This window comes from Pseudomonas sp. YY-1, assembly GCF_002843095.1.
Taxonomy (GTDB): domain Bacteria; phylum Pseudomonadota; class Gammaproteobacteria; order Pseudomonadales; family Pseudomonadaceae; genus Aquipseudomonas; species Aquipseudomonas sediminis_A.
The window spans coordinates 12,171-28,037 of the sequence record NZ_PJLX01000007.1; the positions used below are offsets into that span (position 1 = coordinate 12,171).

At 64.3% G+C, this 15,867-nt stretch carries 16 protein-coding genes; all 16 read left to right on the forward strand.

The features are described from left to right. The first annotated feature begins 8 nt into the window (after window positions 1–8). The 16 genes from gspH to astB all read left to right on the forward strand — a co-directional run bounded on the left by gspH (window position 9) and on the right by astB (window position 15,845). Window positions 9–560, forward strand: a complete 552-nt coding sequence (gene gspH / locus CXP40_RS11505; protein ID WP_106733819.1) for a type II secretion system minor pseudopilin GspH — start codon at window positions 9–11, stop codon at window positions 558–560. Then, entirely contained in the window at window positions 557–943 is a 387-nt protein-coding gene (gene gspI / locus CXP40_RS11510; RefSeq protein WP_106733820.1) for a type II secretion system minor pseudopilin GspI, read from the forward strand. The genes gspH and gspI overlap by 4 nt, the downstream gene beginning before the upstream one ends. Continuing rightward, window positions 943–1,608, forward strand: coding sequence for a type II secretion system minor pseudopilin GspJ (gene gspJ, locus CXP40_RS11515; RefSeq protein ID WP_256579332.1), 666 nt, complete (start codon window positions 943–945; stop codon window positions 1,606–1,608). Before gspI ends, gspJ begins: the two co-directional genes overlap by 1 nt. Then, window positions 1,605–2,555, forward strand: coding sequence for a type II secretion system minor pseudopilin GspK (gene gspK, locus CXP40_RS11520; RefSeq protein ID WP_106733822.1), 951 nt, complete (start codon window positions 1,605–1,607; stop codon window positions 2,553–2,555). Before gspJ ends, gspK begins: the two co-directional genes overlap by 4 nt. Window positions 2,556–2,718: 163 nt before the next feature. Next, a complete protein-coding gene (gene gspL, locus CXP40_RS11525) occupies window positions 2,719–3,858 on the forward strand; it encodes a type II secretion system protein GspL (RefSeq protein ID WP_106733823.1) in 1,140 nt (379 codons plus the stop codon). Window positions 3,859–3,863: 5 nt separating this feature from the next. After that, entirely contained in the window at window positions 3,864–4,385 is a 522-nt protein-coding gene (locus tag CXP40_RS11530; protein WP_106734017.1) for a type II secretion system protein M, read from the forward strand. 546 nt (window positions 4,386–4,931) lie between these two features. Next, a complete protein-coding gene (locus CXP40_RS11535; RefSeq protein WP_106733824.1) occupies window positions 4,932–5,705 on the forward strand; it encodes an ABC transporter substrate-binding protein in 774 nt (257 codons plus the stop codon). 176 nt (window positions 5,706–5,881) lie between these two features. Beyond that, window positions 5,882–6,571 carry an ABC transporter permease gene (locus CXP40_RS11540; RefSeq protein WP_106733825.1) on the forward strand — a complete coding sequence of 230 codons (690 nt, stop codon included), beginning with the start codon at window positions 5,882–5,884 and terminating at the stop codon, window positions 6,569–6,571. Then, window positions 6,568–7,266, forward strand: coding sequence for an ABC transporter permease (locus CXP40_RS11545; protein ID WP_106733826.1), 699 nt, complete (start codon window positions 6,568–6,570; stop codon window positions 7,264–7,266). The genes CXP40_RS11540 and CXP40_RS11545 overlap by 4 nt, the downstream gene beginning before the upstream one ends. Before the next feature lie 28 nt (window positions 7,267–7,294). After that, complete coding sequence (locus CXP40_RS11550; RefSeq protein WP_106733827.1) at window positions 7,295–8,059, forward strand: ABC transporter ATP-binding protein; 765 nt, start codon at window positions 7,295–7,297, stop codon at window positions 8,057–8,059. Window positions 8,060–8,114: 55 nt separating this feature from the next. Then, window positions 8,115–9,095 (forward strand): transcriptional regulator ArgR, encoded by a 981-nt coding sequence (gene argR / locus CXP40_RS11555; RefSeq protein ID WP_106733828.1) that lies wholly within the window; start codon window positions 8,115–8,117, stop codon window positions 9,093–9,095. Window positions 9,096–9,477: 382 nt separating this feature from the next. Beyond that, window positions 9,478–10,698, forward strand: a complete 1,221-nt coding sequence (locus CXP40_RS11560; RefSeq protein WP_106733829.1) for an aspartate aminotransferase family protein — start codon at window positions 9,478–9,480, stop codon at window positions 10,696–10,698. Between the two features lie 162 nt (window positions 10,699–10,860). Continuing rightward, window positions 10,861–11,877, forward strand: a complete 1,017-nt coding sequence (aruF, locus tag CXP40_RS11565; protein ID WP_106733830.1) for an arginine/ornithine succinyltransferase subunit alpha — start codon at window positions 10,861–10,863, stop codon at window positions 11,875–11,877. 78 nt (window positions 11,878–11,955) lie between these two features. Next, window positions 11,956–12,972 carry an arginine N-succinyltransferase gene (gene astA / locus CXP40_RS11570; RefSeq protein WP_106733831.1) on the forward strand — a complete coding sequence of 339 codons (1,017 nt, stop codon included), beginning with the start codon at window positions 11,956–11,958 and terminating at the stop codon, window positions 12,970–12,972. Window positions 12,973–13,035: 63 nt separating this feature from the next. Then, window positions 13,036–14,499, forward strand: coding sequence for a succinylglutamate-semialdehyde dehydrogenase (gene astD, locus CXP40_RS11575; RefSeq protein WP_106733832.1), 1,464 nt, complete (start codon window positions 13,036–13,038; stop codon window positions 14,497–14,499). Continuing rightward, entirely contained in the window at window positions 14,499–15,845 is a 1,347-nt protein-coding gene (gene astB, locus CXP40_RS11580; RefSeq protein ID WP_106733833.1) for an N-succinylarginine dihydrolase, read from the forward strand. The genes astD and astB overlap by 1 nt, the downstream gene beginning before the upstream one ends. Window positions 15,846–15,867: the final 22 nt, after the last annotated feature.

Consider the following 15,867-nt stretch of genomic DNA (forward strand, 5'->3'; position numbering starts at 1 on the left):
CGCGAAGCATGCGTCATGAAAAACCTTCGCGAGCAGAGCTCGCTCCTACAAAGTCTGGTCAGCGTGGCTTCACCCTCATCGAACTGCTGGTGGTGCTGGTCATTCTCGGCAGCCTGATCGGCCTGGCGGTGTTCAGCGCCGGTATCGCCGGGCCGGGGCGCGAGCTGCGCAGCGAGGCCGAACGCCTCAGTGGCTTGATCGGCGTGCTGCTCGATGAGGCGGTGCTGGATAACCGCGAATACGGCTTGAGCTTCACCCGTGAAGGTTATCGAGTCCTGCGCTATGACCCGCAGCGCGCCGAGTGGCAGGCGCTGGATCGTCAGGTTCATCGCCTGCCGGAGTGGGCCGAGCTGGCCTTTGAAGTGGAGGGCGAGGCCCTGAGCCTGACGACCGAGGCTGGTGCTGATACGCCGCAGTTGCTGATTCTCTCAAGCGGCGAGCTGACGCCGTTTCGCTTGCGCCTGGCCGAGCGCCGCCGCGACGGCCTGCGCCTGCAATTGTCCAGTGATGGCTTCAGCCTGCCGCGTGTCGAGGAGTTGGGCGCGGGGCGTGCCGGATGAAAGGGGGGCGCGGTTTTACGCTGCTCGAGGTGATGGTGGCGCTGGCGATCTTTGCCCTGGTCGCCGCCAGTGTGCTGACCGCCAGTGCACGTAGCGTGCGTACCGCCAGCCAACTGGAAGACAAGACCCTGGCCATGTGGGTGGCCGATAACCGCATGACGGAATTGCAACTGGCCGAGACCCCGCCCGCCGATGGCCGCGATCAGGGCCAGGTGGAATTCGCTGGGCGCCGTTGGTCGTGGCAGAGCGAAATCCAGGCCACCAGCGAGCCTGCCATGCGCCGTGTGACGCTGTGGGTCGCCGCCGAAGAGCGCGGCGCCAGTGGCGATCTGCGTGAGCGCGCGCAGGTCACGCTCAGCGGTTTTCTGGGGGCGCCGCAGTGATTCGTCCGCAGCGCGGCTTCACCCTGCTGGAGCTGCTGATCGCCATCGCCATCTTCGCCCTGCTGGGGTTGGCCACCTACCGCATGCTCGACAGCGTGCTCAGCGCCGATGCCGTTACCCGCGAGCACGAACGCCAGTTGCGCGAGCTGACCCGCGCCCTGTCTGCTTTCGAGCGCGACCTGCGCCAGGTGACGGTGCGGCCGATTCGCGATGGTTTCGGCGATGCTCAGCCAGCGCTGCACAGCGACCTGACCGATGCCACGGCGCTGGAGCTGACCCGCGCTGGCTGGCGCAATCCGCTGGGCCAACCGCGAGCGGAGGTGCAGCGAGTGCGCTGGCAGCTCAGTGGCGAGCAATGGCAGCGCCGTTATTGGCGCGTGCTGGACCGCGCGCAGGACAGCGCACCGCAAATCCAGCAGGCACTCGATGGCGTCGAATCGCTGAGCCTGCGCTATCTGGACAAGGACGGGCAGTGGCAGCCCGACTGGCCGCCGGCCAATGCCTCTGGCGATGGCCTGCTCACCGACTTGCCGCGCGCCATCGAGCTGCGCCTGCAGCATCGCCGTTATGGCGAATTGCGTCGCCTGCTGCGCTTGCCGGATTTGCCGGCAGAGAACCGTGCTGGCGGGTCGGCGGACGAGCCGAATGAGGTGCCGCAGGCATGAGGCGGCAGAGTGGGGTGGCGCTTATTACCGTGCTGCTGGTGGTCGCCGTGGTGACGGTGGTCTGCGCTGGTTTGATCGCTCGTCAGCAGCTGTCGATCCGCAGCAGCGCCAACCAGTTGCACATGACCCAGGCCTGGCACTACGCACTGGGCGGCGAGACCCTGGCCAAGGCGATTCTCGAACGCGATCTGCGTCAGGGTGATCCGCGCCAGCCGGTGGACCATCCGCTGGAGCCCTGGGCCCGGCCGCTGGCGCCGTTCCCGCTGGATGAGGGCGGCGAGCTGCGTGTGCGTATCGTCGACCCCAGCGGTCGTTTCAATCTCAATAGCCTGGTGCGCCAGGGCCGACCCAACGAGCTGGCGGTGCTGCGTTTGCGTCGCCTGCTGCTGCGCCTGGGAATCGACAAACCTTATGCCGAGCGCCTGCTGGACTGGCTCGATAGCGACAGCGAGCTGCAGGGCGGCAATGGCGCGGAGGATGGCCAGTACCTGTTGGCGACACCACCTTACCGCACGGCCAATCGCGAGATCACTGATGTGTCCGAACTGCGCCTGCTGCTGGAAATGGAGGAGGCCGACTACCGGCGCTTACTGCCCTTCGTCAGCGCGCTGCCGAGCGAGGCGCTGCTCAACGTCAACACGGCCAGTGCGATGGTGCTCTCCAGTCTGTCCGACGGCTTGAGTCCGGATGCGGCCATGTCACTGATCGCCGGGCGCGGCGCCGAAGGCTATCCCAGCGCTGCAGCCTTCGCTGCCCAGCCTGCGCTTGCCGGCCTGGGCGAGCAGGTGGTGCAGGGACTGGCGGTCGGCAGCCAGTATTTCGAGGTGTTCAGCGAAGTGAGCCTGGGTGAACGCCGGGTGGTCTTGCGCAGCCTGTTGCAGCGCAGCAATGATGGCCAGGTCAGTGTCCTGGCGCGTGATTTGGGGCAGGGCGGTGTGCCGCCTTAGTCCATCGAGAGCCTGTTCAAAGCCTGCTGCGCGTCGGCCCTGCGGCGTTAAAAACAGGCTCGGACTGCTCATTTACAGCTCGTAAACTCCGCGTCTTCGCCTGTTTTTGCCTTGCATGGCTCTAGCTCGCGATGCTTTGAATAGGCTCTACGGAAGAACAAGAATGAACCCGACATGGATATTCCTGCCGCCCGAGGCGTGCCACGACCTGTCAGCGGACCTGCCCGTCATGCGCGTTACGGCAGATGACAGTCGCGCCTTGAGCCTGGCCGAGGCACTGGCCGATTTGCCAGCGCACTGGCAACTGGTGCTGCCGGTTGAGGCCGTCACCGCGTGCGCCGTGCAACTGCCGACGCAGAAGGCGCGCTGGATGCGCCAGGCGCTGCCGTTCGCGGTGGAGGAGCTGCTGGCCGAGGATGTCGAACTGATGCATCTGGCCCTGGGTGAGCAACTGGCCGATGGCCGTCACCGTGTCTACGCGCTGCGCGCCAGCTGGTTACGCGAGTGCCTGGCGCTGTTCGCGGCGCAGCCGCCGCAGGCGATCCGGGTCGATGCCGATCTGTTGCCGCCCCAGGGCAGTCAACTGCTCTGGCTGCACTCGCGGTGGCTGCTCGGTGGCGAGGCGCCTTGGCGTCTGGCCTTGCAGCGCGAGGATTGGCCGGTGCTGGCAGGGCGCTGCCCCACGCCGCATATCGCCAGTGCGCCGGCGGGGCAGGCGCTGCCCGAATCGGTCGATGAAGTGCACCTGTTGGAAGATGCGCATCAGTGGCTGGTGCGTCAGCACGCGAGTGTCGACCTCGCGCAAGGGGAGTTCGCCCTGCGCCAGAGCGGTGACGGCTGCCTGCGTTGGCGGCCGCTGGCCGGGGTGCTGGCGCTGTGTCTTGTACTGCAGTGGGGCTTCAATCTCGCGCAGGGCTGGTACTTGCAGCGTGAGGCCGATGCCTATGCTGCGTCCAGCGAGGCGCTGTACCGCGAGCTGTTTCCGCAGGACAGCAAGCTGATCAACCTGCGCGCGCAGTTCGATCAGCATCTGGCGCAGTCTTCGGGCAGCGCCAGCCCGGTGCTCGGCCTGCTGGCCGAGGTGGCAGCGGCGCTACATGCCGAGGGCGCGCCGCAGGTACAGGTCAATCAGCTCGACTACAGCGCGACCCGTACCGATATGTCGCTGCAGTTGCAGGCACCGGGCTTCGCCGAGCTGGAGCGTTTGCGTGAGCGCCTGGAGGCGGCAGGACTGTCGGTGCAAATGGGCTCGGCCAGCCGCGAGGCCGAAGGCGTCAGCGCGCGCGTGGTGATAGGAGGATGAGCAGCATGTCGAGAACGGGGTTGAGTGAGAGTCTGCAACTGCACTGGCAGCGTTCGCCGCTGGCGCAACGCTGGCAGGCGCTGCCGACGCGTGATCGCCTGGCGCTGGCGGCGCTGAGCGTCTTCCTGCTGCTGGTGGTGTTCTACCTGGCGTTGTGGCAACCGGCGCAGCGCCATGCCCAGGCCGCGCGCGCCGCGTTCGAGGAGCAGCGCGCGCTTTATACCTATCTGCAAAGTCGTGCGCCGCAGGTGCAGGGGCGTGACCTGCAGCCGCGCGCCAGCCTCGACCCGGCGCGCCTGCAGGGCGTGGTCACAGCGAGTGCGGCGCAGCAGGGGCTGGTGATCGAGCGCCTGGATACCGAGGGTTTTGGTGCGGTGCAGGTCAACCTGCAGCCGGTGGCGTTCGCTCAGTTGCTGCGCTGGATTCAGGCACTGGAAGAGCAGGGCGTGCGCGTCGAGGAAGCCGGCCTGGATCGCGCCGAGGAAAACCGCGTGATAGCGCGGCTTAGCTTGCGTGTGGGTGAGTGACTCGTGCGCTATTGATCGTCACTCCCGCGAAGGCGGGAGCCCAGGTATTGCGTAACGCCTGGTTTCCCGCCTTCGCGGGAATGACGGCTATTCCAGTGCGTGGTCGTGTACCTATGCGCCCCCTACGGTTTGCGTGGCGCCACGGTAACAGCCCGCGCCCGATTGGGCGGTTAGGGAACGTTGGTGCGCCGATACGGTGCCATTTACAGCGCTGGATGACATGCGAAAGCGGCGTTGAAGCCCATGAAACGGGCTTTTGCTGATTCATGGCCTGAGTATTGCTGTAGATATCCGTTTACCCTTTTCTGCTTGATCACTCCTTTTGCGGGCTGTCAATATCTGCGCCCGGCGCTTCTGGTGCTTCTGTAATTAGTTGTCGCATTGAGGAAATATCGCCTCATTGCCTGCCGCTAGAATGCCGCACACCCAGCCAAGGCCCCTTTGTCGCTTGTCCACCACGACAGCGCAGCACCGCCTTCTACAATCCATAAAAGGCCCGGGCCCCTCACTGCCATCGATGTCATACCCAATTCGAAGGAGCAAAGAATGAAGAAGATCGCACTGCTTGGCGCCCTGGCGCTGTCCCTGATGTCGCCCTTGGCCATGGCCGAGAAGCCGCTGCGCATTGGCATCGAGGCGGCCTACCCGCCCTTCGCATTCAAGACTCCCGATGGTCAGATTTCCGGCTTCGACTACGACATCGGCAACGCCCTGTGCGAAGAGATGAAGGTCGAGTGCAAGTGGATCGAGCAGGAGTTCGACGGTCTGATCCCGGCCCTGAAAGTGCGCAAGTTCGACGCCGTACTGTCGTCCATGTCGATCACCGAAGACCGCAAGAAGTCCGTGGACTTCACCGGCAAGTACTACGCCACCCCCGCCAAGCTGGCGATGAAAGCCGGTACCGAGATCAAGGACCCGCTGGTCGACCTGAAAGGCAAGAAGATCGGCGTGCAGCGTTCGTCCGTGTATGACCGTTACGCCACCGACATCTTCGCTCCGGCCGGCGCCGAGATCGTCCGTTACAGCTCGCAGAACGAAGTGTTCCTGGACATGCAGTCCGGCCGTCTGGACGCCACCCTGGCTGACTCGGTGAACATCGACGAGGGTTTCCTCAAGACCGACGCTGGCAAGGGCTTCGCATTCGCCGGCCCGGACTTCACCGAGGTGAAGTACTTCGGCGAAGGTCAAGGCATTGCCGTGCGCAAGGGTGATCAGGCGCTGGCCGACAAGATCAGTGCTGCCATCCTGGCCATCCGCGCCAACGGCAAGTACAAGGAAGTGCAGGACAAGTACTTCGACTTCGACGTTTACGGCGAGTAAGCGTCCCAGGCAAAAAAGTGGCACAACCTGAAAAGGTTGGTGCCACTTTTTTCTTGGTTCTACGAAGTCGGTTCTTGCTGGCTTTGGCTGAATGCCAACCGTACGACCCGTCGCGTGAGCGACATGAATTTTCTTTGTGCTAGGCGGCGCCTGGGGTGCCTGAGAGGTATTAGCGCATGCTTCAAGGCTACGGCTCGACCATTCTCGATGGTGCCTGGCTCACTCTGCTTCTGGCGCTGACGTCGATGGCAGTGGCGATCTTCCTCGGCCTGCTGGGTGCGGCCTTTCGCCTGTCACCGGTGCGTTGGCTGGCGGCGTTGGGTGATACCTATGCCACGGTGATTCGTGGCATCCCCGATCTGGTGCTGATTCTGCTGATCTTCTACGGCGGTCAGGACATGGTGAACCGCATCGCGCCCATGGTCGGCTATGACGATTACATCGACATCAACCCCTTCGTCGCCGGCGTGTTCACCATGGGTTTCATCTTTGGGGCCTACCTGTCGGAAACCTTCCGTGGCGCCTTCATGGCGATCCCCAAGGGGCAGGCGGAAGCTGGCGCGGCCTATGGCATGAGCGGGATGCAGGTGTTCTTTCGCATTCTCGTGCCGCAGATGATCCGTTTCGCCATTCCCGGCTTCACCAACAACTGGCTGGTGCTGACCAAGGCCACCGCGCTGATTTCCGTGGTCGGCCTGCAGGACATGATGTTCAAGGCCAAGAGCGCGGCCGACGCGACGCGTGAGCCGTTCACCTTCTACCTGGCGGTGGCGGGGCTGTACCTGGTGCTGACCAGTGTGTCTTTGCTGGCGCTGCGGTTCCTCGAGAAACGGTATTCGGTAGGTACCAAGGCGGCTGACCTATGATCTTCGACTATCAAATGATCTGGGAGAACCTGCCGCTGTACTGGGGCGGCGTGCTGGTCACCGTGAAAATCCTGCTGATCTCCCTGGCGGTCGGTCTCAGCCTGGCGCTGCCGTTGGCGCTGATGCGGGTGTCGAAATCGCCCTGGGTCAACTTCCCGGCCTGGCTCTACACCTACGTGATTCGCGGCACGCCGATGCTGGTACAGCTGTTTCTGATCTATTACGGCCTGGCTCAGTTCGAGTTCATCCGTGACAGCTTCATGTGGCCGTATTTCTCCAGCGCCACCTTCTGCGCCTGCCTGGCGTTTGCCATCAATACCAGCGCCTACACGGCGGAAATCCTCGCTGGCAGCCTCAAGGCCACGCCGCCGGGTGAGATCGAGGCGGCCAAGGCCATGGGCATGTCGCGAGCCAAGCTGTACCGGCGCATCCTGCTGCCGTCCGCGCTGCGCCGTGCGCTGCCGCAGTACAGCAACGAAGTGATCATGATGTTGCACACCACGTCGCTGGCGTCGATCGTGACCCTGATCGACATCACTGGCGCGGCGCGTACCGTCAGTTCGCAGTACTACATGCCGTTCGAAGCCTTCATCACCGCCGGCCTGTTCTACCTGGCGCTGACCTTCATCCTGGTGCGCCTGTTCAAGCTGGCCGAACGTCGCTGGTTGGCCTACATGGCCCCGCGCAAGGGCTGATGCCATGACGATTCAAGAGAACCCGAACATGTACAAACTCGAAGTTCAGGACCTGCACAAGCGCTACGGCAGCCATGAGGTGATCAAGGGCGTGTCGATGGCGGCCAAGGCGGGCGACGTGATCAGCATCATCGGCTCCAGCGGCTCGGGCAAGAGTACCTTCCTGCGCTGCCTGAACCTGCTCGAACAGCCGCATGCCGGCAAGATTCTGCTCAACAACGAAGAGCTGAAGCTGGTGCCGGCCAAGGATGGTTCGCTGCGTGCCGCCGACGCCAAGCAACTGCAGCGCATGCGCTCGCGCCTGGCCATGGTGTTCCAGCACTTCAACCTGTGGTCGCACATGAGCGCCCTGGAAAACGTCATGGAAGCGCCGGTGCATGTGCTCGGCGTGAGCAAGGCCGAGGCCCGCGACAAGGCCGAGCACTACCTGGCCAAGGTCGGTGTCGCGCACCGCAAGGATGCCTACCCGGTGCACATGAGCGGTGGTGAGCAGCAGCGCGTGGCCATCGCCCGTGCCCTGGCCATGGAGCCGGAGGTGATGCTGTTCGACGAGCCGACTTCGGCGCTCGACCCGGAACTGGTCGGCGAAGTGCTCAAGGTGATGCAGGACCTAGCCACCGAAGGTCGCACCATGGTGGTGGTTACCCACGAAATGGGTTTTGCCCGCGAGGTGTCGAACCAGCTGGTATTCCTGCACAAGGGGCTGGTTGAAGAGCGCGGTTGCCCGAAGGAAGTGCTGGCCAATCCGCAATCCGAACGACTGCAGCAGTTTCTTTCAGGCAGTCTCAAATAATAAGAAGCTAGACTGCGCACTTAACTGGTGCGTTGAACCCATTGAATAGACGCTAATGACCCCCCATCGAATCGGCTTTCTCTATTGGCCCGGCACCAAGGCTTTGACGTTGTCTCTGGCGGAGGAAGCCCTGCGTGTTGCCCAGCGCGTGCATCCAGAAGTGGTGTACGAGTTGGTGTTCCTCCAGGCCGAGCCGCTGGTTGCGGGTGACTGGCGTCTGCCGGGCGAGCCCTGGGCCGGGCATCTGGAAGGGTTGGACAAGCTGTTTCTGCTCGCCGATACGCCGCCGGCGCAGGTGTTGGCCGGTCTGGCGGCTGCGCTCAAGCAGCAGGTGCGCAGCGGTTGTGTGATCGGTGGGCTGTCTGCCGGGGTCTATCCGCTGGCTCAGCTCGGTTTGCTCGATGGTTATCGCGCGGCGGTGCACTGGCGCTGGCAGGACGACTTCGCCGAGCGCTTCCCCAAGGTCATCGCCACCAGCCACCTGTTCGACTGGGATCGCGATCGTCTGACCGCCTGTGGCGGAATGGCCGTGCTCGATCTGCTGCTGGCGGTGCTGGCGCGCGACCACGGCGCCGAGCTGGCCGGTGCGGTGAGCGAGGAGCTGGTGGTCGAGCGCATTCGCGAGGGCGGTGAACGTCAGCGTATCCCACTGCAGAACCGCCTGGGCTCCAGTCATCCGAAGCTGACCCAGGCCGTGCTGCTGATGGAAGCCAATATCGAGGAGCCGCTGACCACCGACGAGATCGCCCAGCATGTGTGCGTGTCGCGTCGTCAGCTCGAGCGCATCTTCAAGCAGTATCTCAATCGTGTGCCCAGCCAGTATTACCTGGAGCTGCGCTTGAACAAGGCGCGCCAGCTGCTAATGCAGACCAGCAAGTCGATCATCCAGATCGGCCTGTCCTGCGGTTTCTCCTCGGGGCCGCATTTCTCCAGTGCCTACCGCAACTTCTTTGGCGCCACGCCGCGCGATGACCGCAACCAGCGCCGCAGCAACAGCCCCTTCGAGCTGACGTCGACGCCGGTCGAGCGGGGCTGAGACGCCTTGTGGGAGCGAGCTCTGCTCGCGAAACTCTGGTGTTGCCCTCGGTTCGCGAGCAGAGCTCGCTCCTACGCCGCGGTGGCCGTAGCCCGGATTGCATCCTGGCTACGCAGGCGTGAATTTCGATACTGACCGGTCAGCCTGCGGAGAATTTTTCCTGTGGCGTGCTCCGGGCGGCGATCTGCGATTAAACTGCGCCTTTCCGACGCTTTCTGTCGCTTGGACGAAAACCCGCGGAAAACCTGGGGTGGCGCTGTAAGAAGTTGTCGCATGGCGACAATGCCGGCCCCGATTCAGTCCCTACAATCCTTGCATTCCCTGTCGTTTCGGGCGCTTTGCCGCCTGCCAGCGGCCGGTATTTCTCATCAGGAGAGCTTTGATGTCCGTTCAGCACGATGCGGTGCAACGCGCCGATTTCGACCAGTTCATGGTCCCCAACTACGCCCCTGCTGCCTTCGTACCCGTGCGCGGCCTGGGTTCGCGAGTCTGGGATCAGAGCGGTCGAGAGCTGATCGACTTCGCCGGCGGCATCGCCGTCAACGTGCTTGGCCACTGCCACCCGGCGCTGGTCGCGGCGCTGACCGAGCAGGCCAATACCCTGTGGCACATCTCCAACGTGTTCACCAACGAGCCGACCCTGCGCCTGGGCAAGAAGCTGGTCGAGGCGACCTTCGCCGAGCGCGTGTTCTTCTGCAACTCCGGCGCCGAGGCCAACGAGGCCGCGTTCAAGCTGGCGCGGCGTGTCGCTCATGACCGTTTCGGGCCGGAGAAGCACGAGATCATCGCGGCGACCAACAGTTTCCACGGTCGTACCCTGTTCACCGTCAGCGTCGGTGGCCAGCCGAAGTACTCCGACGGTTTCGGGCCGAAGATCCAGGGCATCACCCATGTGCCGTACAACGATCTGGAGGCGCTGAAAGCCGCCATCTCCGACAAGACCTGCGCGGTGGTGCTGGAGCCGATCCAGGGCGAGGGCGGCGTGCTGCCAGCCGACAAGGCTTATCTGGAAGGTGCCCGCGAGCTGTGCAACGCGCACAACGCGCTGCTGGTATTCGATGAAGTGCAGAGCGGTATGGGCCGTACCGGCGAGCTGTTCGCCTACATGAATTACGGCGTGGTGCCGGACATCCTCTCCAGCGCCAAGAGCCTGGGCGGTGGTTTCCCCATCGCGGCGATGCTCACCACCACTGACCTGGCCAAGCATTTCTCGCCTGGTACCCACGGCACCACCTACGGCGGCAACCCGCTGGCCTGTGCGGTGGGCGAGGCGGTACTGGATATCGTCAACACTGCCGAGACGCTGAACGGCGTCAAAGCCAAGAGCGAACAGTTCAAGACCCGCCTGCTGGCGCTGGGCAAGCAGTACGGCCTGTTCGAGCAGGTACGTGGCATGGGCTTGTTGCTCGGCTGCGTGCTCAATGACGCCTGGATGGGCAAGGCCAAGCAGGTACTCGATGCCGCCACCGCCGAGGGGCTGATGATTCTGCAGGCCGGCCCGGATGTGGTGCGTTTCGCCCCGAGCCTGGTGGTCGAAGAGGCCGATATCGACGAAGGCCTGGCTCGTTTCGAGCGTGCGCTGAGCAAACTGACGGCAGCCTGAGTCGTCGCTGACTTGCTGTGGGTGGAGCTTTAGCCGCGACAATCGCGGCTGCTCCTGCATGGATGCAGGAGCTAGAGCGAAGCAGGATGCCTGAGCCGAAGCACCTCCCACGGCTGTTTGCCCGACCCGGGCTACGAATTCCCTGTTTAGAAGGAGTGACCCATGCTGGTGATGCGCCCTGCGCAAATGGCGGACCTGGCGGATGTGCAGCGACTGGCTGCTGACAGCCCGGTGGGTGTCACTTCCTTGCCGGACGATGCAGGCCGGCTGGGCGACAAGATCGCCGCCTCGGATGCGTCGTTCGCCGCCGAAGTCAGTTTCAACGGCGAGGAGAGCTACTTCTTCGTGCTCGAGGACACCGAGAGCGGCCGCCTGGTCGGCTGTTCCGGCATCGTTGCCTCGGCGGGCTACTCCGAGCCCTTCTACAGTTTTCGCAACGAAACCTTCGTGCACAACTCGCGCGAGCTGAAGATCCACAACAAGATCCACGTGCTGTCGCTGTGTCATGACCTGACCGGCAACAGCCTGCTCACCAGCTTCTACGTCGAGCGCCCGCTGGTCAGCAGCGTGTTCGCCGAGCTCAATTCGCGCGGGCGCCTGCTGTTCATGGCCGGTCACCCGGAGCGCTTCGCCGATGCCGTGGTGGTGGAGATCGTCGGCCACAGTGACGAGAACGGTGATTCGCCGTTCTGGGACGCGCTGGGGCGCAATTTCTTCGATATGACCTACGCCGAGGCCGAGCGCCTGTGCGGCCTCAAAAGCCGCACCTTCCTCGCCGAGCTGATGCCGCATTATCCGATCTATGTGCCGCTGCTCTCGGACGAGGCGCAGGAGGCCATGGGCCAGGTGCATCCGCGTGCGCAGATCACCTTCGACATCCTCATGCGCGAAGGCTTCGAGACCGACCATTACATCGACATCTTCGATGGTGGCCCGACCCTGCATGCGCGCACCTCGGGCATTCGTAGCATCGCGCAGAGCCGCCTGGTGCCGGTGAAGATCGGTGAGGCCGAGGCCGGTGGCCGCCAGTATCTGGTCAGCAACGGTCAGTTGCAGGACTTCCGCGCCATCGTTGCCGACCTCGACTGGGTGCCGGGCAAACCCGTGGTACTCAGTGCGCAGGCGGCCGAAGCGCTGGGGGTCGGTGAGGGTGCCAGTGTCAGGTTGGTAGCGGTTTAACCCCTGCTCCGCAGGAGAGGGCGCCCTTCATGGGCAGAGGAGAGTGCCGGCGGTGCTCTTGAGGAATCTGGAGGTTTTATGATCGTTCGTCCCGTGCGCAGTGCCGACTTGCCGGCCCTGATCGACCTGGCTCGCAGTACCGGCGCTGGCCTGACCACGCTGCCGGCCAACGAGGAGCGCCTGGCGCATCGGGTCGGCTGGGCGGAGAAGGCATTTCGTGGCGAGGCCGAACGCGCCGACGCCGACTACCTGTTCGTGCTCGAAGACGATGCCGGCAAGGTGGTAGGCATCTCTGCGGTGGCCGGTGCCGTCGGCCTGCGCGAGCCCTGGTACAACTACCGGGTCGGCCTGACCGTCAGCGCCTCGCAGGAGCTGAACATCCACCGCCAGGTGCCGACGCTGTTCATGGCCAACGACATGACTGGCAACTCGGAATTGTGCTCGCTGTTCTTGCATGCCGATCACCGCACGGGCCTCAACGGCCGCCTGCTGTCCAAGGCGCGTTTTCTGTTCATCGCCGAATTTCGCGAGCTGTTCGGCGACAAGGTGATCGCCGAGATGCGTGGCATGTCCGATGACCGCGGGCGTTCACCGTTCTGGGAAAGCCTTGGTCGGCATTTCTTCAAGATGGAGTTCTCCCAGGCGGACTACCTCACCGGCGTTGGCAACAAGGCTTTCATCGCCGAGCTGATGCCCAAGTTTCCGCTCTATACCTGCTTCCTGTCCGAAGATGCGCGCGCCGTGATCGGTCGGGTACACCCGGACACCGAGCCGGCGCTGGCCATGCTCAAGGCCGAGGATTTCAGCTACCAGGGCTATGTCGACATCTTCGATGCCGGCCCGGCTATCGAGGCGGAAACCGCGAAGATCCGCGCCGTGCAGGGCAGCCAGAACCTGGTGCTGGCCATTGGCACGCCAGGCGATGACGCCGAGCCTTTCCTGATACACAACCGCAAGCGCCAGGATTGCCGCATCACCGCTGCGCCTGCACGCCTGGCTGCCGGCACCCTGGTGGTCGATCCGCTGACGGCCAAGCGTCTGCGCCTTTCCGCGGGTGATCAGGTGCGTGCTGTGACGCTGTCGGCGCACCGCTGAGTTATTGGTTTTGCGCGGCGGCCCAAGGCGGCCGCCGGAAAATGCTGGGAGTGGTAAAACAAGATGAACACTCATTACATCGCAGGTCAGTGGCAGCCCGGTCAGGGCGAGTCGCTGCAATCGCTCGACCCGGTCAGCCAGGCCGTGCTGTGGCAGGGCCAGGGCGCCACGGCGGCGCAGGTCGATGCCGCCGTTAGCGCTGCACGGGGTGCGTTTTCGCTGTGGGCCGCGCACTCGCTGGACGGCCGTATCGCCGTGCTGGAGCGTTTCGCCGCCTGTTTGAAGTCACGTGCTGACGAAGTCGCCCGAGCGATTGGTGAGGAGACCGGCAAGCCGCTATGGGAAGCCGCCACCGAAGTGAACAGCATGGTGGGCAAGGTCGCCATTTCCATTCAGAGCTACCGTGAACGCACTGGCGAGAAGAGCGGCCCGCTGGGCGACGCCACCGCCGTGTTGCGTCACAAGCCACATGGAGTGGTCGCGGTGTTCGGCCCCTACAACTTCCCGGGGCACCTGCCCAACGGCCATATCGTGCCGGCGCTGCTGGCCGGTAACTGCGTACTGTTCAAGCCCAGCGAGCTGACGCCGAAGGTGGCCGAGCTGACCGTGCAATGCTGGATCGAGGCCGGGCTGCCCGAGGGCGTGCTCAACCTGTTGCAGGGCGGTCGCGAAACCGGCGTCGCCCTGGCTGGCCACCCCGGCATCGACGGGCTGTTTTTCACCGGCTCCAGCCGCACCGGCAATCTGCTGCACGCCCAATTCGCCGGGCGCCCGGACAAGATCCTGGCGCTGGAGATGGGCGGCAACAACCCACTGATCGTCGATCAGGTCGCGGATGTCGACGCGGCGGTCTACACCATCGTCCAATCCGCATTCATCTCTGCCGGCCAGCGCTGCACCTGTGCGCGCCGTCTGCTGGTGCCGCAAGGAGAGTGGGGCGATGCGCTGCTGGCGCGCCTGGTGCAGGTCGTCGGGCAGATCAAGGTCGGTCGCTTCGACGAGCAGCCGGCGCCGTTCATGGGTTCGGTGATTTCCCTACAGGCCGCCGCGCAGCTGATGCAGGCCCAGCAGGACTTGCTGGCCTGCGGCGCCACGGCGTTGTTGGCGATGACGCAACCGCAGGTCGATGCTGCGCTGCTGACGCCCGGAATCCTCGATGTCACGGCCGTGAGCGACCGTCCTGACGAAGAGTTCTTCGGCCCGCTGTTGCAGGTGATCCGTTACGACAGCTTCGAATCGGCCATCGCCGAGGCCAATGCCACGGCTTATGGTCTGGCCGCTGGCCTACTGTCGGACTCGAAGGCGCGCTTCGAGCAGTTCTGGCTGCATAGCCGCGCCGGCATCGTCAACTGGAACAAGCAGCTCACCGGTGCTGCCAGCACCGCGCCGTTCGGTGGTATCGGGGCGTCGGGCAACCACCGCGCCAGTGCCTACTACGCGGCGGATTACTGCGCCTACCCGGTGGCCGGGCTGGAAAGCGACAGCCTGAGCCTGCCCGCGACCCTGACTCCGGGAGTGACCCTGTAATGGCTGCCTATGAGATGAACTTTGACGGCCTGGTCGGGCCGACTCACAACTACGGCGGGCTGTCCTACGGCAACGTGGCTTCGCAGAGCAACAGTCAGGCGGCATCCAATCCCAAGGAGGCTGCCAAGCAGGGCCTGGCGAAGATGAAGGCGCTGATGGACATGGGTTTCAAGCAGGGCGTACTGGCCCCGCAGGAGCGCCCGGATGTCGCGGCGTTGCGCCGTCTGGGCTTCACCGGCAGCGATGTCGAGGTGATCCAGCGCGCTGCACGTGAGGCCATGCCACTGCTGGTGGCGAGTTGCTCGGCCTCGAGCATGTGGACGGCCAATGCCTGCACCGTCAGCCCCAGTGCCGACACGGCGGACGGGCGCGTGCACTTCACCGCGGCCAACCTCAACTGCAAGTTCCACCGCAGCATCGAGCACCCGACCACCAGTCGCGTGCTGCAGGCGATGTTCGCCAACCCGGCGCACTTCGCTCACCACCCGGCGCTGCCGGCAGTGGCGCAGTTCGGTGACGAGGGCGCAGCCAACCACACGCGCTTCTGCAAGGGTTATGGCGACGCCGGGGTGGAGTTCTTCGTCTACGGGCGCAGCGCCTTCGACGCTCGCTATCCGGCGCCGGCGCGCTATCCGGCGCGACAGACCCTGGAGGCCAGCCAGGCGGTCGCCCGTCTGCATGGGCTAAGCGAGGCGGGTGTGGTCTACGCCCAGCAGAATCCGGCGGTGATCGATCAGGGCGTGTTCCACAACGACGTGATCGCCGTGGGTAACGGCGAGGTGCTGTTCTATCACCAGGATGCTTTCCTCGAAACCGACAAAGTGCTGGCCGAGCTGGGCGACAAGCTGGCTCGTCGTGGCGGCAACTTTCAGGCCGTATGCGTGCCAGGCTCTGCCGTCAGCGTGCAGGACGCGGTGCGCTCCTACCTGTTCAACAGCCAACTGCTGAGCCGTGCCGACGGCAGCATGCTGCTGGTGGTGCCGGAGGAGTGCCGGAACAATGCCAGCGTCTGGCGCTATCTGCAGCAGCTGACGGCCAGCGGCGGGCCGATCCGCGAGGTGCGCGTGTTCGACCTCAAGCAGAGCATGCAGAACGGCGGTGGCCCGGCATGCCTGCGCCTGCGCGTGGCGCTCAACGAGCAGGAGCTGGCAGCGGTCAATCCAGGTGTGGTGATGAGCGACGCACTGCACGATACCTTGGTGGTCTGGGTCGACAAGCATTACCGCGACCGCTTGAGCGAAGCCGATCTGGCCGACCCGCAATTGTTGACCGAGTGCCGCACGGCATTGGATGAACTGACGCAGATCCTTAAACTGGGCTCGGTCTATCCTTTCCAGATAGCCTGACCCTGACCTCGATTCCCGGAGA